At 43.5% G+C, this 19,549-nt stretch carries 19 protein-coding genes; 14 read left to right on the top strand and 5 right to left on the bottom strand.

Features of this window, described 5'->3' with window-relative positions:
* The first annotated feature begins 1 nt into the window (after position 1).
* Both accC and ACFOHL_RS13610 read left to right on the top strand, forming a co-directional pair.
* The gene (gene accC / locus ACFOHL_RS13615) at positions 2 to 1,348 is read left to right on the top strand and encodes an acetyl-CoA carboxylase biotin carboxylase subunit (RefSeq protein ID WP_376920782.1); all 1,347 of its coding nucleotides are present in this window, start codon (positions 2 to 4) and stop codon (positions 1,346 to 1,348) included.
* 208 nt (positions 1,349 to 1,556) lie between these two features.
* Positions 1,557 to 2,696 carry a sensor histidine kinase gene (locus ACFOHL_RS13610; RefSeq protein WP_376920781.1) on the top strand — a complete coding sequence of 380 codons (1,140 nt, stop codon included), beginning with the start codon at positions 1,557 to 1,559 and terminating at the stop codon, positions 2,694 to 2,696.
* 234 nt (positions 2,697 to 2,930) lie between these two features.
* Here ACFOHL_RS13610 and ACFOHL_RS13605 read toward each other — a convergent pair whose 3' ends face one another.
* Positions 2,931 to 3,365 (bottom strand): MerR family transcriptional regulator, encoded by a 435-nt coding sequence (locus tag ACFOHL_RS13605; RefSeq protein WP_376920780.1) that lies wholly within the window; start codon positions 3,363 to 3,365, stop codon positions 2,931 to 2,933.
* Positions 3,366 to 3,476: 111 nt separating this feature from the next.
* Between ACFOHL_RS13605 and ACFOHL_RS13600 the strand changes: the two genes are divergently transcribed.
* The 6 genes from ACFOHL_RS13600 to purD all read left to right on the top strand — a co-directional run bounded on the left by ACFOHL_RS13600 (position 3,477) and on the right by purD (position 9,209).
* Complete coding sequence (locus tag ACFOHL_RS13600; RefSeq protein WP_376920779.1) at positions 3,477 to 3,653, top strand: DUF6435 family protein; 177 nt, start codon at positions 3,477 to 3,479, stop codon at positions 3,651 to 3,653.
* Positions 3,654 to 3,770: 117 nt separating this feature from the next.
* Complete coding sequence (prmA, locus tag ACFOHL_RS13595) at positions 3,771 to 4,649, top strand: 50S ribosomal protein L11 methyltransferase (protein WP_376920778.1); 879 nt, start codon at positions 3,771 to 3,773, stop codon at positions 4,647 to 4,649.
* Between the two features lie 138 nt (positions 4,650 to 4,787).
* The gene (gene dusB / locus ACFOHL_RS13590) at positions 4,788 to 5,780 is read left to right on the top strand and encodes a tRNA dihydrouridine synthase DusB (RefSeq protein ID WP_376920777.1); all 993 of its coding nucleotides are present in this window, start codon (positions 4,788 to 4,790) and stop codon (positions 5,778 to 5,780) included.
* 33 nt (positions 5,781 to 5,813) lie between these two features.
* Complete coding sequence (fis, locus tag ACFOHL_RS13585; RefSeq protein ID WP_284217825.1) at positions 5,814 to 6,107, top strand: DNA-binding transcriptional regulator Fis; 294 nt, start codon at positions 5,814 to 5,816, stop codon at positions 6,105 to 6,107.
* A gap of 192 nt (positions 6,108 to 6,299) precedes the next feature.
* Positions 6,300 to 7,892: a bifunctional phosphoribosylaminoimidazolecarboxamide formyltransferase/IMP cyclohydrolase gene (purH, locus tag ACFOHL_RS13580; protein ID WP_376920776.1), complete on the top strand. Its 1,593-nt coding sequence runs from the start codon at positions 6,300 to 6,302 to the stop codon at positions 7,890 to 7,892.
* Between the two features lie 30 nt (positions 7,893 to 7,922).
* Complete coding sequence (gene purD, locus ACFOHL_RS13575) at positions 7,923 to 9,209, top strand: phosphoribosylamine--glycine ligase (protein WP_376920775.1); 1,287 nt, start codon at positions 7,923 to 7,925, stop codon at positions 9,207 to 9,209.
* 53 nt (positions 9,210 to 9,262) lie between these two features.
* On the opposite strand, the gene ACFOHL_RS13570 is transcribed toward purD, so the two are convergent.
* Both ACFOHL_RS13570 and ACFOHL_RS13565 read right to left on the bottom strand, forming a co-directional pair.
* Positions 9,263 to 9,805 carry a DNA-deoxyinosine glycosylase gene (locus tag ACFOHL_RS13570; protein WP_376920774.1) on the bottom strand — a complete coding sequence of 181 codons (543 nt, stop codon included), beginning with the start codon at positions 9,803 to 9,805 and terminating at the stop codon, positions 9,263 to 9,265.
* The gene (locus ACFOHL_RS13565; RefSeq protein ID WP_376920773.1) at positions 9,805 to 10,314 is read right to left on the bottom strand and encodes a hypothetical protein; all 510 of its coding nucleotides are present in this window, start codon (positions 10,312 to 10,314) and stop codon (positions 9,805 to 9,807) included. Before ACFOHL_RS13565 ends, ACFOHL_RS13570 begins: the two co-directional genes overlap by 1 nt.
* Before the next feature lie 523 nt (positions 10,315 to 10,837).
* Here ACFOHL_RS13565 and ACFOHL_RS13560 point away from each other — a divergent pair.
* From ACFOHL_RS13560 to envZ, 4 genes are all read left to right on the top strand, one after another.
* Positions 10,838 to 11,662 carry a class I SAM-dependent methyltransferase gene (locus ACFOHL_RS13560; protein ID WP_376920772.1) on the top strand — a complete coding sequence of 275 codons (825 nt, stop codon included), beginning with the start codon at positions 10,838 to 10,840 and terminating at the stop codon, positions 11,660 to 11,662.
* A gap of 288 nt (positions 11,663 to 11,950) precedes the next feature.
* Positions 11,951 to 12,853, top strand: coding sequence for a phosphoribulokinase (locus ACFOHL_RS13555; RefSeq protein WP_376920771.1), 903 nt, complete (start codon positions 11,951 to 11,953; stop codon positions 12,851 to 12,853).
* A 127-nt stretch (positions 12,854 to 12,980) separates the two neighbouring features.
* The gene (ompR, locus tag ACFOHL_RS13550; RefSeq protein ID WP_376920770.1) at positions 12,981 to 13,706 is read left to right on the top strand and encodes an osmolarity response regulator transcription factor OmpR; all 726 of its coding nucleotides are present in this window, start codon (positions 12,981 to 12,983) and stop codon (positions 13,704 to 13,706) included.
* Between the two features lie 9 nt (positions 13,707 to 13,715).
* Positions 13,716 to 15,044, top strand: a complete 1,329-nt coding sequence (gene envZ, locus ACFOHL_RS13545) for a two-component system sensor histidine kinase EnvZ (protein ID WP_376920769.1) — start codon at positions 13,716 to 13,718, stop codon at positions 15,042 to 15,044.
* Positions 15,045 to 15,084: 40 nt separating this feature from the next.
* Here the strand turns inward: envZ and hslO are convergent, their stop codons facing one another.
* Positions 15,085 to 15,993: an Hsp33 family molecular chaperone HslO gene (hslO, locus tag ACFOHL_RS13540; protein ID WP_376920768.1), complete on the bottom strand. Its 909-nt coding sequence runs from the start codon at positions 15,991 to 15,993 to the stop codon at positions 15,085 to 15,087.
* A 3-nt stretch (positions 15,994 to 15,996) separates the two neighbouring features.
* Positions 15,997 to 16,419 carry a ribosome-associated heat shock protein Hsp15 gene (hslR, locus tag ACFOHL_RS13535; RefSeq protein WP_376920767.1) on the bottom strand — a complete coding sequence of 141 codons (423 nt, stop codon included), beginning with the start codon at positions 16,417 to 16,419 and terminating at the stop codon, positions 15,997 to 15,999.
* 128 nt (positions 16,420 to 16,547) lie between these two features.
* Between hslR and gspC the strand changes: the two genes are divergently transcribed.
* A complete protein-coding gene (gspC, locus tag ACFOHL_RS13530) occupies positions 16,548 to 17,480 on the top strand; it encodes a type II secretion system protein GspC (RefSeq protein ID WP_376920932.1) in 933 nt (310 codons plus the stop codon).
* 50 nt (positions 17,481 to 17,530) lie between these two features.
* The gene (gspD, locus tag ACFOHL_RS13525) at positions 17,531 to 19,549 is read left to right on the top strand and encodes a type II secretion system secretin GspD (protein WP_376920766.1); all 2,019 of its coding nucleotides are present in this window, start codon (positions 17,531 to 17,533) and stop codon (positions 19,547 to 19,549) included.

Below are 19,549 nucleotides of genomic sequence, written 5' to 3'. Positions count from 1 at the left end.
CATGCTTGATAAAGTACTTATTGCCAATCGCGGCGAAATAGCGCTGCGCATTTTAAGGGCGTGCAAAGAGTTAGGAATAAAAACGGTTGCAGCCCATTCATCCGCCGATCGCGATTTAAAACACGTGCTGTTAGCTGACGAAACAATCTGTATCGGCAATGCGGCCGCTACTGAGAGCTACCTCAATATTCCGCGCATTATCGCTGCCGCAGAAGTGACCAATTCTATCGCTATTCATCCAGGCTATGGCTTTTTATCTGAAAATGCAGATTTTGCCGAAGCCGTCGAAAAAAGCGGGTTTGTGTTTATTGGCCCAAAAGCAGAAACCATCAATTTAATGGGAGACAAAGTATCTGCAATCGCATCCATGCGCAAAGCAGGTGTGCCTTGTGTGCCAGGCTCAGATGGTCCGCTTGGCGAAGATATGGAAAAAAACAAAGCCATTGCCAAGCGTATCGGCTACCCAATCATTATTAAGGCCGCAGGCGGTGGTGGTGGTCGTGGCATGCGTGTTGTGCGCAGCGAAGAAGAACTAGAGTCGTCGATTCGAACCACCAAAACAGAAGCAGGTGCTGCGTTTAACAACGACATCGTCTACATGGAAAAATTTTTGGAAAACCCGCGCCACGTGGAAATTCAAGTCTTAGCTGATGGACAAGGCAACGCTGTGCATTTGGGTGAACGTGACTGCTCAATGCAACGTCGCCACCAAAAAGTAGTGGAAGAAGCACCTGCCCCTGGTATTACCCAAAGTATGCGGGAAAAAATTGGGGAGCGTTGCCGACGAGCCTGTATTGAAATTGGTTATCGCGGCGCTGGCACCTTTGAGTTTTTATATGAAAACGGTGAGTTTTACTTCATAGAAATGAATACGCGTATTCAAGTAGAACACCCCGTTACAGAGATGATTACTGGCGTTGATTTAATTAAAGAACAGCTCCGTATTGCCGCAGGTCAACCATTGTCAATTGAGCAATCGCAAGTGAATGTCCATGGTCATGCTATTGAATGCCGTATCAATGCTGAAGATCCCAAGACTTTTATCCCCAGCCCAGGACAAATAAAGATGTTCCATTCTCCGGGTGGCTTGGGCGTAAGGTGGGAGTCGCACATTTATTCTGGTTATAAAGTACCGCCTTATTATGATTCGATGATTGGCAAACTTATCACCTATGGCGAAAGTAGAGACGAGGCTATTGCTCGTATGCGCCATGCCTTGAATGAGTTGGTCATAGACGGCATAAAAACTAACGTGCCACTACAACAGAAAATTATGGCTGACGAAAACTTCTTTAACGGCGGCACCAATATCCATTATTTGGAGAAAAAACTCGACGCTGAAGACTAAACGCCACTAATTGCAATTAGTCATAAAAATAACCCCATTTCTGGGGTTATTTTTTATCAGGTCGCCAGAGTGCGACTCAACACAATCAAGAACAACTAACACTTTGTCGCAATAATTCGCAATTCGTCGCAATTTTATGTACAAATTGCAATGGCTGTGTTTTTATTAAGTGTTGGTAAGTCACAAAATAGCATCTTTAGCCCTATACATGAACAAATCTGCCATTGAAGCGTCGGAAGAACTGTATATCCCCCCTACTCGACAAAAACCCTCGTTTTGGTTATTGCACTGTGCAGGTTGGCTTATATACTGGTTTCTCTTCTTAATAGAAAACACCGTCTTATCTTTTGGTAGTTCTAACTATTTGATTGGCGTACCTTTGTTTGTGAGTGCCTCACTGGCAGCTTTGCTCACCCTGCCTTTACGATACATATATCGGCGTTTTTGGCGCTTTTCTCCGCAAAATATTCTGCTGCTCGTAATACTGTCTTGCATTGTAGTGGCATTACTTTGGACGCCAGCCAAAAACATTGCGATGTGGACCATTCACCCGCTTATAAATCCCGAAATTGATCACAGTAAAAAAGCAGAAATGATGGATATATTCAATTATTTTTCTGGCTTAACCTATAGTCTCGCGATGATATTGGCATGGAGTACTCTGTATTTTAGCGTCAACTTTTATTTCAGGCTCGTAGCTGAAAAAGAAATGCACCTTGCTGCCGCACGCCTGTCACATAGCGCACAGATTAAAATGCTGCGCTATCAAATAAATCCGCATTTTTTGTTCAACACACTCAATGCGATTTCTACTTTGGTGATAATGGGCAACAAAGAAAAAGCCAACGATATGTTGGTAAAACTGTCTACATTTTTGCGTTTCAGTTTAGACAATGATCCAGAAAAAAAAGTCGTGCTTTACGAAGAACTTAAAGCCCTAATGCTGTATCTAGATATCGAAAAAACGCGCTTCGATGAGCGCTTGAACATTCACTTTGAGCTTAGCGAAACGACTGAAAACTATTTAGTGCCAAGCTTGCTATTGCAGCCACTTGTCGAAAACAGTATTAAGTATTCAATTGCTAAAATGCCTTCAGGCGGCGAAATATCAATAAGCGCAAAAGAAGAGGATGGCTATTTACAGCTCGAAATTTCAGACAACGGCCCAGACGGGCATGCCTCTGTCAGTAAAATTGATTGCCTTAACCATCAGACAGATAAGGGAGTGGGGCTCCGAAATATCAAAGAGCGCTTGGCAGTACTCTATCCCAACAATTACCAGTTTATGGTGAAGAAAAACCTACCCTCTGGCCTGAGCGTTTGTATACGATTGCCGATAGAGAAGTGAAAAAGCGTTTCATCCTTGGGATACATTGTATCCCAAGGCAAAATATTGCTTATCGCGCGTTCAGCTTTTGTGACTAACAACAATCTGAATTGGCGCAACAATCACCGCAGTTGCATTGCTCATTACATACACAATTTTCAGTATTGCAACAGCATTGTTCTACTGCATTCTCTTCACAACATACGCATTTTTCGTTCATTTCAACACTCCAAAGGATATTTTACCTAATGTTACTTATTTGGAACCACCACAGCATTCCCACTCATTTTCAAAACAATCTAAAAGATCACACTTGCTCAAGGCGTTTTTATTTGAACCGCAACTATTTGAAAATTTTTCGAGTGCATTTACCGTTGCCTGCAACTCAAAAATTTTTCGCCGGATCTCCTCAATTTTGTTTAAAGACTTTTGCTTTATAATGTCCGCAGACTCAATACAGCAACTATCAAATTGAAGAAAATCTTTGACTTCATCTAATGAAAAACCCACACCTTGCAATTGTTTAACTAAACAAACAATCCTCACATCCTCGTCAGAATAATAACGAAATCCGCCAATTTTAGGTGGCTGTTGAAGAATGCCTTTTCGCTCGTAGAATCGAATAGTTTCGATACCAACATTCGCGGACTTTGCTACAACACCAATCGTTTTTTGCTTGTGATCTTTCATATGACACTAGTAGTTTACACCCCGTACTTGTGTACGGAGTCAAGGAAAATTAAACCCAAATTTCAAAAAGCGCGTAATCAATCGTTAATAAATTACTTTCTGTGTAAAATAATGTTCAACTTTTTAAAGTCCAACCCAAGTAAAAAACTGCGCAAACAATACGATATAAAGCTCGAACAAGCCATGCTTGCACAACGAAAAGGTGATATCAAATCATACTCTATGCTTACCGCTGAGGCTGAACAGATATGGAAAGAGATCGAAACGTTAGAAGAAAACTCATCGTAGATTAAAGCATCGTTATCTTACTCCAGCATAAAATTGTGCTGCAACAGCGATTGCCCTCTTACCCAAAATTAGAACTTCCTGTATATTCACCGCCATAAAACATAGAGGAAAGTCTGAATGGCGTGGCAACAACTAAAAATTAGCGTTAAGGCCGAGCATGCTGAAGCGGTAGGCGATATGCTAAGTGCCAATCAAGCACAAGCGGTAACTTTTGTCGATGCTAAAGATACGCCAATGTATGAGCCCAAACCAGGCGAAGTCTTACTCTGGCCTGATACTCAGGTGATTGGTCTGTACGATGCCAGTATCAATCTTGTACCCGTTGTCGAGCGTCTGAGTCATGCTGCTGTGTTTAGGCAAGAATTTTTGTACAGTATTGATCAATTAGAAGACAAAGACTGGGAAAGAGAATGGATGGAAAATTTCCATCCGATGCAATTTGGTCAACGCCTCTGGATATGCCCAAGCTGGAGAGACATTCCCAACCCACAAGCAGTGAACGTGCTGTTAGACCCAGGCCTTGCTTTTGGCACCGGTACCCATCCAACGACATCCATGTGCCTGCGTTGGCTAGACAGCCAAGATATACAAGACAAAAGCGTATTTGATTTTGGGTGCGGGAGCGGTATCCTCGCAATCGCGGCTTTAAAACTTGGCGCCGCAAGTGCTATAGGCATTGATATCGATCCTCAAGCTCTAATAGCAAGTACCAGCAATGCAGAAAAAAATAGTGTCCTCGACAGGTTAGATTTGTACATTGCCGACCAGCAACCTGCTGTACAGGTTGATATTGTTGTCGCGAATATCCTCTCAGGTCCCTTAAAAGCACTCAAGCCTAACATTTCCGCACACTGTAAATCCGGCGGTAAATTAGTCATGTCGGGTATATTAGTCGAACAAGCGCAAACAGTCATTGACGCATATTCTGATGAGTTTATCTTCGAACCCATGCAACAAGAAGGCGAGTGGGCTTGTATTTCTGCTAAGAAAGTGTGACGACACTCACAAAGCCTACTTAAGTCAAGTATTTTTTCTTTAAATTGTTTAAAAATTATACTTTTCAAAGTGCAAAAAAACACGTATATTACGCCGCCGATTTAGTCAGAAGCGTTATGTATTGGAGTAGGCGATATTGTGCAAATTGGTCCTTACAAATTAGCGAACAATTTGATACTCGCCCCCATGGCAGGTATAACCGACCGCCCTTTTCGGGAGTTGTGTCGCCGTATGGGTGCGGGACTTGTCGTATCTGAAATGCTCTCAAGCAATCCGCGCGTATGGAAAACCGCAAAATCCATGGCAAGGATGAACCATGATGGCGAATCGGGTGTACGTAGCGTACAAATTGCAGGCAGTGAACCTGAATTGATGGCTCAAGCGGCACAATTTAATGTCGAACACGGTGCACAAATCATCGACATAAATATGGGTTGCCCTGCAAAAAAGGTAAACAAAAAATTAGCTGGTTCAGCGCTATTGAAAGAGCCAAAGTTAGTAAAAGAGATACTATCCGAGGTCGTTAGTGCCGTAGACGTGCCTGTCACCCTAAAAATCCGCACGGGTTGGGATGAAGCACATCGAAACGGTATTGAAATAGCTCAAATAGCTGAAGCAGCAGGCATACAGGCCTTGGCGATTCACGGCAGAACCCGCACCTGTATGTTTAATGGCCAGGCTGAATACGACACAATACGTCAAATCAAGCAAGCGATTTCAATTCCAGTTATTGCCAATGGTGATATAGGTGACGAAATACAGGCCAAGCATGTCCTTGACTATACGGGTGCAGACGCACTCATGATAGGCCGAGCGGCACAAGGTAATCCTTGGATTTTTAAACAGATCCATCACTACCTGACAAAAGGCTCTATTCTTGATAAGCCCAGTGCACAAGAACAAGCCAATGTGTTAATCGAGCATGTTAAGGGTGTTCACAACTTATACGGTGAATACTCCGGTGTTCGAATAGCACGCAAACACGTTGGCTGGTACCTCAGTCAATTGGATCAAGGCAAGTCATTTAGACGCACGTTCAACGGCCTCGAAGATGCAAGTAGCCAACTCAGTTCGTTGAACGAGTTTTTTTCATCGTTACAGGACAGGCAAAACCTGTCGTCTGTAGCATAGCTTTATTATTGTACATTACAGAGAGCAGCATTTATGTTCGATCAGAATTTAACATCACCTTTCACTACAACGGTAACGACACCGACGCAAGCACAAGCACAAAAGCCCTTGCGTTCTTCAGTAAAGCAAGCCGTAAACAAATATCTTAAAGAGCTAAACAACCAAGATATTGACAACTTATATGAGCTTGTACTGGCTGAAATAGAAGCGCCTTTGTTAGAGGAAGTGATGACTTATACACGTGGCAATCAGACCCGTGCTGCTAACCTGATGGGAATCAACCGTGGTACTTTACGCAAAAAACTTAAAATGTACGGTTTAGGTTAATTGACAACACAATAATGAGAGCGCTTTTTGCGCTCTTTTTATATGTACTATTTATCGTACCAAATGCAAAAATTATACAGATTCAACTAGTCAATTTTGTTACAACATTCTGAGCATAACTAAAAAGTATACGACAGAACTTCAGGGTAAGATTGCAAACAAACAGTATCAAACTAATAGGCCATATTAGCTATGCAACAAAACACATCTATCAAGCGCGCGCTACTCAGCGTTTCTGATAAAACAAACATCACAGACCTAGCGAAGTTCTTAGACAGCATGGGTGTCGAACTACTATCTACTGGCGGCACTGCCAGTCTTCTGAGAAAGGAAGGGATCCAAGTAAAAGACGTAAGTGAATATACCGGACATCCCGAAATCATGGACGGACGCGTAAAAACACTTCACCCTAAAGTGCATGGGGGCATTTTGGGTCGCAGGGATATCGACGCAAATGTGATGGAAAGACATGAAATACTGGCTATTGATATGGTCGTGGTTAATTTATATCCCTTTGCACTGACTGTTGCAAAAGAAGACTGTAGCCTTGAAGATGCCATTGAAAACATCGATATCGGCGGTCCCACTATGGTGCGAGCTGCAGCTAAAAACCACAAAGACGTCACCATTATTGTTAACCCAGACGACTACAGCAAAGTCATCGCTGAGATGCAAGCAAACCAAGGCCAAGTATCCCATGCATCGCGTTTTGATCTGGCGATTAAGGCCTTTGAACACACCGCACAATACGATGGCATGATCGCAAACCACTTCGGTACTATGGTAAACCAAGCGTCTGACGATGAACAAAGTGAAACATCGCAATTTCCACGTACAATCAACGTTCAAATGCAGAAAAAACAAGACCTTCGTTATGGTGAGAACAGTCATCAAAGCGCTGCGTTTTATGTTGAAAACGACATTCAAGAAGCTTCTGTTTCAACCGCGGTTCAGTTGCAAGGTAAAGCGCTATCTTTTAACAACATAGCCGATACTGATGCCGCGCTTGAGTGCGTAAAAGAATTCACACAACCCGCTTGTGTCATTGTCAAACACGCTAACCCTTGTGGTGTTGCCGTCGCTGACAATATTTTAGACGCCTACGATCACGCGTTTAAAACAGATCCAACATCGGCGTTTGGCGGCATTATTGCGTTCAACCAAGCACTTGATGCAAAAACTGCAAGTGAAATCATTGCTCGTCAGTTTGTAGAAGTCATTATTGCCCCTACTGTCGATGCAGAAGCAGCACAAGTGCTCAGTGCTAAACAAAACGTACGTGTACTTAGCTGTGGTGACTGGCAAGGTCAACTGACAGAGGGTTTTGATTTTAAACGTGTGAACGGCGGTATGTTAGTGCAAGACCGAGATTTTGGCATGGTTGAAATGGAAGACCTAAGCGTTGTTTCAGAGCTTGCTCCAACGGACGCGCAACTAAAAGACTTATTGTTCACTTGGAAAGTCGCCAAGTACGTAAAATCAAATGCAATTGTTTATGCTAAAGACGGTAAGACAGTTGGCGTAGGCGCCGGACAAATGAGTCGAGTGTATTCCGCTAAAATTGCCGGCATCAAAGCCAAAGACGAAAACTTGGTTGTCGAGGGATGTGTGATGGCATCTGATGCTTTCTTCCCATTCAGAGACGGTATAGACGCGGCGGCGGAAGCGGGCATTAAAGCCATTATTCAACCAGGTGGTTCTATGCGAGACGATGAAGTCATTGCCGCAGCTAACGAGCATGGTATCGCAATGGTATTTACTGGCATGCGCCACTTTAAACACTAATTTGCACGAATAAAGAATGGGAATACGCTTATGAAAGTACTAGTACTTGGACGTGGTGGCCGTGAACACGCTTTGGCATACCAAGTGGCAAAATCTGAGAACGTAGAAGCCGTCTATGTAGCAGACGGCAATGCTGGAATGGATCTAGAAGCAAAAATTACACGTTTAGCTATCAAAGAAGATGACAAAGAAGCCTTGCTAAATGAAGTCAATCGTTTGTCCATCGATCTCACCATTGTTGGACCCGAAGCCCCCTTATCGAAAGGTGTGGTAGATTTTTTTGAAGCCAACGGAAAACTGATTTTTGGTCCAACACAAGCAGCAGCGCAATTAGAAACCTCAAAGTCATACACTAAAGACTTTTTAGCTCGCTATGACATTCCTACCGGCTACTACAAAACCTTTGAAGTGATTGATGAAGCCATAGCTTATATCAAAGAGCAAGGCGCGCCTATTGTAGTAAAAGCCGATGGCTTAGCCGCAGGTAAAGGTGTCATTGTTGCAATGGACGAGCAAACCGCGATCGATGCTGTGACCGATATGTTATCCGACAATAAATTTGGTGACGCAGGTAGTCGAGTCGTTATCGAAGAGTTTTTAGACGGCGAAGAAGCTAGCTTTATCGTCTTATGTGACGGCAAAAACGTGCTGCCATTGGCAACCAGCCAAGATCACAAACGCGCCTTTGATAATGACGAAGGCCCCAACACTGGGGGGATGGGTGCATATTCTCCGGCACCTGTTGTCACGCCTGAAGTCCATGACAAAATCATGCAGCAAGTTATCTTACCAACAATGGAAGGCATGGCAAAAGAAGGCAATCCTTACAAAGGTTTCTTGTATGCAGGTTTGATGATAGATAGCGACGGAAACCCCAAGGTCATAGAGTACAATTGCCGCTGTGGTGACCCAGAAACACAACCCATCATGATGCGTATGCAATCAGACTTAGCCGAACTTTGCGTCAAAGCTTGTGAAGGCAAGCTCGATGAGTGTGAGATTACCTTTGATCCGAGAGCCGCAGTGGGTGTGGTGCTCGCCTCAGGTGGATACCCTGGCGCTTACGAAACTCAAAAGGCCATTTCTGGCCTAGATAACATTGACGCAGAACACACAAAAGTGTTCCATGCCGCAACCGAGAAAGTAGGTGATGACTTACTCACCACGGGTGGACGCGTGCTTTGTGTCACAAGCCTAGGTGACAATGTAACAAAAGCACAACAACGCGCGTATGAAGCCGTATCGCAAATATCATGGGAAGGTATGTTTAATCGAACAGATATTGCCTACCGAGCGATTGCGAGAGAAAACACCTAGTTTACAAAGCTAACTGACTGTTAATGCTTTTTTGTCAGTACAGCATATAGCCATCATCCCCGTTCATCGGGGATGTTTACATGCTTAGCCCAATAGTCCGTCTTTTCCTGCAAAGTCATTCTGGCATTTGCGGGGCTCGTTGAGGGCAAGCCGACAACCTCAATGTTTGAAAACATACCCGCTAGATCCCGCCACACATATCGATGAAAACTTTGCTCCGCTTTTTTCCCATTCAACGCAATCAGCTGTATTGCCTTGTGTTGCGTTAAAAATTCATGAAAGTCATTAGCTACAACCGACGATTCAACAATATCAGAATCAAGGCTTGAGTGACGTTCACAATGTTTCATGACATCCCACAAGGCAACACGCTTATCTATCAACATTTGCAGACGAGTTTTATAATCAAGGCTTGTCGGAAAACCCAGTAGTTGCCCCATGATTGACCAAAAAGCATTTCTAGGATGCGCGTAGTATTGCGCTTGTTCTAGTGAAGCTTTTCCTGGCATAGACCCAAGTATCAAGATTTGCGCATCCGCGCGGGATACACTGTTAAATGAGCTGAGAGTTATGACATCTTTATCCAACACCGCCATCACTCTTTGTTAACTGTTTTTATCTCTTCATATTTAGACAATGCTTTTGTCATCGAATTGTATGTTTCCGCCAAATCTGGATGCTTTTGCATTAGTTTGCTATTCAATTTTTGAAATTCATTAAACTTTTCAAGAACCCTTTTTTTGACCACCGTACTCTCACCTAGATTTGAGGCTTGAGCATGGCTCCGCCCCATCGCAAGCAGACGAGATGTCTCTTCAGCCATAATACTGGACACAAACCTTGGTTGACATTTTTGATTTTTAACGCGTGATCCGGTTCTTGCCTCCATTTCACACACAATTTGCATTTCTCTATCGCTAACTAAGTCATTATAAGAAGCAATAAAGTTTCTTTGTAACCTTTTATACTCTTTCAAATAAAACTGTTTTGGCTTTTTCCCTATAACTTCAACACGTTCGGTAGCGCTCTCTTCACTTTGAGCGAAACTATGTGAAATATATGTCAAGCTGACAAAAAGGATTGCAACAACATGTAATATCTTCATTCTTTACTCTCTCCTTGTATTTGGATTTGTCTTTCTTTTCTGGATAGCTTTTCAGCAAAAAACACTGACTCCTTAAAACTAAACCGATGTTAAAACACACATTTAGTTTACTCGCATTTCTGAAACATGTAACTCAGCTATAGTATGGTTTCTTAAATTCAACTAATAAGCTATCTAAACAACTCTTTTGCATCAATAAACAAGTTTTACCGGCTGCGATTAAGCTTATTACTGTTAAATAAAGCAACATAAATATATGAAGTAACATGTAATTTTACAAATTTGAGCATACTGAAATTTTTTTATTCAACACCCTGTCTTATGTTACTAGCTTAGGTAATGTCAATTGTGTTTGCGCTTTAACAAGAATAGACAAGTAAAACAATTCTCCCTTACCATGCTAACTGCAGCACAAAAGATAGGGACATCTTATCTGCGCTAAAATAATTTGCGCCTAGATGGCCTTGTTTGTTGTACGCTAGAACTTACAGGAAGACAACCAACATAAAAAAAGAGAAAAGCCATGTTAAAACAAGTATTAAAAACAGCCATGAGCCTATCCGCTCTAAGCATAGTCCTAACGACTTCAAATTACGCAAATGCTGACGCCATAGCGGACGCCGTCAACAGTGAGCACCGCCCTGTTGAACAACGTTTGCGTGATGAATATCGCAACCCTCAAGCAACTTTACGCTTTTTCGATGTACAACCGCACATGGCGGTAGCTGAAATTTCACCAGGTGGCGGTTGGTACAGTCATATACTAGCGCCGCTCCTAAAAGAAAAAGGGACATTTTATGCCGCGCATAATTATGTCTACGAAGGTGCACACGAATACTACGCCCGCACTTTAAAAGCCTTCAAAGAAAAGACGGCAGCAAACCCAGACTTTTCAAACACAAAAATTACTGCTTTTCACCATAACAAAGCACCAGACTTTGCTCCCGCAGGTAGTTTGGATCGCGTATTAACCTTCCGCAATGTGCACAACTGGTACATGGATGGCGAACAACAAGGACTCGACAATGCCTTTGCAGCGTATGCGAAAGCACTCAAAAAAGGCGGAATATTAGGCTTAGTGGAACACAAGTTACCCGAAGATGCAGATGATGCTATGCAAAAAAGTAGTGGTTACATGAAGCAATCTGTTGTTATCGCAGCCGCTGAAAAGGCGGGCTTTAAATTGGTCGGTGAGAGCCCTGTTAACTTTAACCCTATGGATACCAAGGACTACGAAAAAGGCGTGTGGACATTGCCGCCTTCATTGTCATTGGGGGAAAAAGACCGAGCCAAATATCTGGCCATCGGCGAAAGCGACCGCATGACACTGAAATTCCAGAAACTATAGCTGACCCAGCGGTGGCACCCAGTGCCACCTTCAAGCTTCTTTCCATCCAAATAGTCAGGCATGTTCATGGTAGGATTACACTTAAAAGTTCTCCCTCTTTTGTCGCAAAAACACTACGAGTATATCCATATACGCTTTAATTTTTCATCCGTGAAAAATAAATTTCGCGACAAAAGAGGGAGAACTTTTAAGTGTAATCCCACTATGAGCATACAAAAACATAATTTATAAATAACTTGACCCAGTAGTCACTGCACTTTATAAATAGTTAAAAAGTTACTTTTTGCCATGTCTGTTAAACACCCAATTATCGCTATCACTGGTTCGTCTGGTGCCGGTACGACAACGACTACTAATGCAATTCGCCATATTTTTAGAAATTTGGATATAAATGCTGCGAGTGTAGGTGGTGATAGTTTCCACCGGTTTACGCGCCCTGAAATGGAAGTCGAAATTCGCAAAGCGCAGGAGCAGGGCAAGCACATTAGTTATTTTGGCCCAAAAGCAAATGATTTTGAGTTGTTAGAAACACTTTTCAAAACATACGGTGAATCAGGTAGAGGGCAATTTCGACAATACTTACATACCTTTGATGAGGCCGTGCCATTCAATCAAATGCCCGGCACGTTCACGCCTTGGCAGGATCTACCAGAAAGCACCGACCTGCTTTTTTATGAAGGTTTGCACGGTGGCGTCACTACCGAAGAAAATGATGTCGCATCACACGTAGATTTGTTGGTAGGGATGGTGCCTATTGTTAATTTGGAGTGGATTCAAAAAATTGTTAGAGATACTACTGACCGAGGGCATTCCAGAGATGCGGTAATGAGCAGTATAGTGCGAAGTCTAGATGACTATTTTCAATACATTACTCCGCAATTTTCTCGCACACACATTAATTTTCAACGAGTACCCACCGTCGACACATCCAACCCTTTCAGCGCCAGAGAAATTCCCTCACAAGACGAAAGCTTTGTAGTAGTCCGTTTTCGTCGTGGTATGACGAACATTAATTTTCCCTACTTACTACAAATGATCGACGGTGCGTTTATGTCTCGCATTAACACCCTTGTAGTGCCTGGTGGCAAGATGGGCTTAGCGATGGAGCTCATCCTTACGCCACTCATCGAAGAACTCATGGACAAGCAGCGTCGCGCCGGTTACCAAGTCGATTGGGTTGCTGACAATTAGTTTCCGAGCATTAATACTAGTTTAGAAAAGCCTGAAACAAAATGAAACAAAGCGACACTTGGCTTAAAATGCACCCTACAATATAGTAAAGTGATAATTGCGTCGTAGTTGAGTTAGACCACAACCCATGAGACAAGAAACAACAAAAATTTTAGTCGTTGACGACGATATGCGCTTACGAGCTTTATTGGAGCGATACCTCCAAGAACAAGGGTACCAAGTGCGAAGTGCAGCTAACAGTGAGCAAATGGATCGCTTACTTGAGCGCGAAAATTTTCACTTAATTGTGCTGGATCTCATGCTGCCAGATGAAGACGGCTTGTCTATTTGCCGCCGCTTACGCCAACAAGAGAATGAAATTCCTATCGTCATGCTAACAGCCAAAGGCGACGAAGTTGACCGTATTATCGGCCTAGAAATGGGCGCTGACGATTACTTACCTAAACCATTCAATCCTCGTGAACTATTGGCGCGGGTAAAAGCTGTTTTGCGGCGTAAAACAACTGAAGCCCCAGGCGCCCCCTCTCAAGCAGAGCAAGTGGTCACCTTTGGTAGTTATTCATTAAACCTAGCTACGCGCGAAATGAAAGACGGCGACAAGTCGATGTCTTTAACAAGCGGCGAGTTTGCAGTACTTAAGTCCTTAGTCACCCACCCCAGAGAGCCTTTGTCTCGTGACAAGCTAATGAATTTAGCGCGAGGCAGGGATTACAGTGCATTAGAAAGGAGCATAGATGTACAAGTATCCAGGCTGCGCCGAATGTTAGAAGAAGACCCCACTAATCCCCGTTATATTCAAACAGTGTGGGGATTGGGTTACGTATTCGTTCCCGACGGTGAAAGTGCCAGCTAGGCATAGTCAATGCCCTTTATCCCAAAAAGCACATTTGCGCAAACCGCACTTCTTATCGGCGGTTTGTTGCTCATCAATCAGCTAGTGTCTTACTTGTCTGTTACTTATTACTTTATCAATCCCAGTTACACACAAATCAACACCTTGGTATCCAATCAACTATCCACCTTATTTATCAGCGGCAACGATACCCTAAGTGAAGAAGAGAAAGGCCGTTTGCAGGTGCTCACAGGCGTCAAGTTTCACGATAAAATTAGTGCGATGCATGCGGGCGTAAACAATGCGACATATTATGAATACATGTCTCAAGAGGTATCGAAACGTTTAAACAGAAATGTAGAAATCCGCGTTAAACCGGGCGAAAACTACATAGTATGGATACAGCCATCAGAAGACGAAAACTTATGGATTTCTGTGCCATTGGACGGTATCTCTGAAAACGACATGTCGCCATTGAGCATGTATTTTATTGTAATCGGTGGGCTCAGTGTATTTGGTGGATGGTGGTATGTACGTCGTTTGAATAAACCTTTACAAGCCCTACAAAAAGCGGCCGTTAAAGTCGGTCATGGCAGCTTTCCTGAACCCTTACCTGCACAAGGCAGTTCAGAAATGATTGCGGTAACTCAAGCTTTCAATAAGATGTCGGCCAACATTAGGCAACTTGAAGCTGATCGCGTTTTGATGACGGCTGGTATTTCTCATGACCTTCGCACGCCACTCACACGCATTCGTCTCTCAGCTGAAATGTTACCCGAAGAACAAGATTGGATAAAAGAAGGGATTGAACACGACATAGAAGACATGAACGCCATCATCGACCAGTTTATAGACTACGCTCGACAAGATCAGGAAGAAAAGCTCACCCCCACACTTATCAACGATTTAGTTCACGAACTCACCGACGCCAGAAAAATTCATGAAGACAAACATATAGAACTGGATCTACGTGATATTCCGATCATTCGGATTCGGGTCGTAGGTATTAAAAGGGTTATTGATAACCTCATTGAAAATGCGTTTCGATATGGCAGCAGCAATATCCTAATAAAAACACGATATTCTCAGCGTTCACGCTCGGTTTATATCGCAGTGAGAGACTATGGTAGCGGCATTGAGGAAACCCAGATACAAAGCCTTTTCAACCCTTTTCAACAAGGCGATAAAGCCAGAGGCACTCAAGGATCTGGCTTAGGCTTGTCGATTACAAAACGCATCGTCGAAAGTCATGGTGGGCAAATGGAGTTTTCAAACCATGAAGACGGTGGCCTAGAGGCAGGCTTTACGCTACCCGTCTTTTATACGCCACAAAAAAACGTGAATGACAGCGAACACTAGGGGCATTGGTCTTAGCTGCAAGCGTGGCGTCCAATTTACCTCAGTGTTTAGCGCCTGCAACAGCTACATCAAAACTATTCGAGCTAAAGTTATCTGAATGAATATGCTCAATATCGACCGTATCAAACAGGTATTCAGTATGGCAAAACTGACAATTCATTTTAACACTACCCTCTTCAGCCACAATAGCCAATAACTCTTGCTTCGCGACATTGCGCAAAGCATGAGCGCTGCGCTGTTTTGAACAGTCGCATTCAAACGTTACAGGTGTTGTATCCAACAACCTAACTGCCTCTTCGTGATAAAGTCGATGCAAGATTTCAGTCTCCTCAAGTGTATTTAGTTCTTCTTGAGTGAGGGTATTTGCAAGTGTTTGAATATGTTCAAAATCAGGATTATCGCTTGCTTGCGAGGTTTCGCTGGATTGCGGTAACACTTGCAACAAAAAGCCACTTGCACATACCGTTTGCTCCGCACTAGCAAATAATTGCACGCTGGTTGGTAGCTGTTCAGACTGATAAAAATAGTCTTCAAGGCATTTAGCAAGGCTTTCGCCCTCCAGACCCACAATACCTTGATATCGCTCTCCTTCTTCCGGCGTAATGGTGATTGCCAAAATACCTTTGGTAAATAAGTCGCTGAATTTTTCTGGAAACGCCGATATTGACTCATCCCAGCGCGCTACGCCGCGGAGTTTTTGATCGTGTGTCCCATTAATTACTGCGTACTTTACAATCCCTTCGCTTTGGATTTGCAGAGAAATTTCACCTTCAAACTTTAGGGTAGCACTCAGTAGTGTCGTCGCCGCCATTAGTTCACCCAATAACTTTTCAATGGCTGGGGGGTAATTGTACGAAGACAGAATCGTTTGATAAGAATTTTTCAGTTTTACGATTTCTCCACGAATCGCATATTCGTCAAACAAAAATCTCGTTAGTTGATCGCTCATGACTTAATCCTGATGCTTAATTTTAATAATTTGTCGACGTTGCTTTTTGTCTGGCCGACTATCGGGTCGCGGACTGTGAAAGACGCTCAGTTGTCTCGCTTGTTTGTTTTTTTCTCGCAAATCGATGCTTTCCTGCGTTTCGTCGTATAGGTTTTGGGCTAAATTTGCACTCACGCGTTTATCTGCCAAACCAGAGATGATAACCGTTTTGTGGTCAAAACCAGCAGGAATACGCACTGTCGCCCCTACTTCAACCAATTTGCTGGGTTTTGATCTCTGCCCATTATAATGCACTTTTCCCGCTTGCACCCAATCGCGAGCAATTGCTCGTGTTTTACAAAATCGTGCCGCCCAGAGCCATTTATCTAATCGGACGGAGAGTTGAGCGGCAGTATCGTGTTTTTGTGCTTGCTTTTGACTAGACATAGACGAAAAATCCTACAACAGATGTTAAAGTTTAATAACAATTCCATTAAGCTATTGTTCATAGACCCATGACTAGCTATGATGTCGCATTGAAACTGATAGACACTTAAAGCCTAGCGAGACCTCTTATTAACGCGCAATTTTTAACCCCAATACAACAATTTTATCAGCGCCATGACACTAAGCTGGTTTTTATTATCGTATTACTATTAAGTGTGTATCTGCTGATGTGGGCGGCAAAACTAACTTGGGCTTTGTTACCCGTGGACAATGCCTCAGAAATCGCCTCGCAACCGGCACCAACAAACAATGCGCCAAATATAGGGTCACAACCGTCAAAAACCAACCTTCAAAAACTGCTTTCTCTCAATTTGTTTGGCGATCCGAGCTCTATACCCAAAGAAGAAGTACAACAAGTTACCGAAGCTCCCGAAACAAAACTTAATTTAGTATTGTCTGGCGTTGTCGCAAGTTCCAATCCAGAAGAGGGTGTAGCGGTAATCGCATACAGAAATACGCAGCAAACATATGGTATCGGCGACAAAATAGAAGGCACAAATGTGACGCTGGTCGAAATTTTTAGCGACCGCGTCATCATAAAAAATCGTTTGACTCGCGAAACCTTAATGATGGAAGGTGTCGACTTTGACGAAGCCAATCGACAACGCTCACGACAAGCAACAAATACAGACAACCAAGAAAATGCTAATGTGGGTCCGCAGCCTGCCAGAGAAGTCTCTCGACAAGAGGCCGAAGAAATACGTCAGCAAGTATTTCAAAACCCTGACTCGTTCGCTGATTTTATACGCCTAACACCTGAAAGAAACGAGCTTGGTATTATTGGTTATAAAGTAGCGCCAGGCAAAAGACCTGCCTTTTTTAATAGTGTGGGATTAAAAAATGGGGATGTATTGACCGAACTAAACGGAAGAGATTTGTCCAATCCTCAACAGGCACTTGAAGCGCTGAGCATTTTACGCGAAGCAGAAGAGCTCGACTTAGTGTTGCTTAGAGGCGGCGAACCTATATCCCTCTCAATAGAAATTCCCAGAGATATATGAAGCAACGAAGAAGTAACAAGCAACTAGCCAAAACCGGCAGTAGGAAAATTATGACAAAACGCAGTTTACTAGCGTTGTTGGTATTATCAGCAAGCGTGTTTGCAGATGCAAATGAATACCAACCGAATTTTAAAAATACCGAGATTACCGAATTCATCAACACGATTGGGATGAATCTGAAAAAGACCATCGTCGTCGATCCCAATGTGCGCGGTAAAATAAATGTGCGCAGTTACGACTTAATGACCGAAGAGCAATATTACCAATTTTTCTTAAACGTACTGCAAGTATACGGTTATGCTGTGGTTGAAATGCCGAATGGCATCCTAAAAGTGGTGCGCTCAAAAGATGCAAAGGCATCAAACATTCCAGTGGTGGAAGGCGCACTTTTTGATGGCGACGAAATGATTACGCGGGTATTGCCAGTTTACAATGTGCCCGTTCGTGAACTTGCGCCGATTCTTCGTCAACTCAATGATGTGCAAGGCGGCGGCAATGTCGTTGCACACGAGCCATCCAATGTCATGATGCTAACCGGACGCGCAGCGGTGGTTAATCGTCTGTCTGAAATCATCAAACGCGTTGACCAAGCGGGAGATGAAGAAGTCGACGTCATCAAGCTGAAATACGCCTCAGCCTCTGAAATGGTGCGGATCATCGAGAGCATCAATCAAAACCAAGGCAAACAGCAACCCGCTGGCGGGAAATCAGGACCACGCCTTGTAGCAGATGATCGAACCAATAGCGTTATCGTCAGTGGCGATGTAAAAGCACGTCAACGATTGATTAACTTGATACAACGCATGGATCAAGAGTTAGAATCCAATGGCAATACTCGAGTCATATACCTTAATTACGCGAAGGCAGAGGACTTAGTCAATGTTCTTCAAGGTGTCAGCTCGACGATTCAGGCCGAAGGACAATCAAACAATCAACAACAAAGACGTAGTACTCGCAACAGCAATCGCGACGTCAGCATAGATGCACACGAAGACAGCAATGCCCTAGTGATTACTGCCGAACCCGATATGATGCGTTCGCTAGAAGCGGTCATTCGTCAATTGGATGTTCGTCGCGCACAAGTGCAGGTAGAAGCAATTATTGTTGAAGTATTTGAAAGCGATGGTGTGCAACTCGGCGTGCAGTTCGTGTCAGAAAGTGGCGGTGGTACACAGTTTAACAATGGTGTTGTGCCTGTTGGGGGGTTAGGTGTCGCGTTAAGACAAGCGGAAGATCGCACCGTTACTCGCTCTACTACTTCTGCAAATGGGGTACCTGTTGAAACAGAAGAAACCATCGAAGGTAATTTACAGCCATTAGCATCTTTACTGGGTGGCGCATCTGGACTCATTGCAGGTGTCATCGAAAACGGTTGGGGTGCGGTCGTTCAAGCAGTGAGTAGTGATACAAACTCCAACATATTGGCTACGCCGCACTTGACCACAATGGATAACGAAGAAGCCTTCTTCATAGTGGGTCAGGATGTACCGATTATTACCGGCTCAACCACCGGCTCTAACAATGCCAACCCATTCCAACAGGTTGACAGGCAAGAAGTGGGTATAAAGCTCAAAGTCACACCGCAAATTAACGAAGGCGATGCAGTACAACTCACCATAGAGCAAGAAGTATCCAGTGTTAGTGGGGCGACGTCGGTCGATATTACGATTAACAAACGCGAAATAAAAACCACGGTCATCGTAGATGATGGCGGCACCATCGTCCTAGGTGGACTGATTGACGAGGACGTACAGGAATCCGTATCAAAAGTGCCTCTGCTGGGCGACATCCCGGTTCTCGGGCATTTGTTTAAAAGTACGAGTACAACTAAGCGTAAACGAAACCTAATGGTTTTTTTACGCCCAATCATTGTACGAGATGGCATTAAAATGAACGAAATTAGCCATAGAAAGTACAACTTTATTCGAGCTGAACAACTTAAACGTCAGTCAGAAGGCATTCCTTTAATGCCTTTCAGCCAAGGGCCGGACTTGCCTGCATGGGATGACAAATTGACCTTGCCCCCTTCTTTTGAAGAGTATTTGCTTGAGAAAGACAAAGAGGACTAG

It is taken from the genome of Agaribacter flavus (assembly GCF_042646125.1).
Classification (GTDB): Bacteria; Pseudomonadota; Gammaproteobacteria; order Enterobacterales; family Alteromonadaceae; genus Glaciecola; species Glaciecola flavus.
Note: the sequence above shows the minus strand (reverse complement) of the source record. Positions and strands in the feature narration are given on the sequence as shown.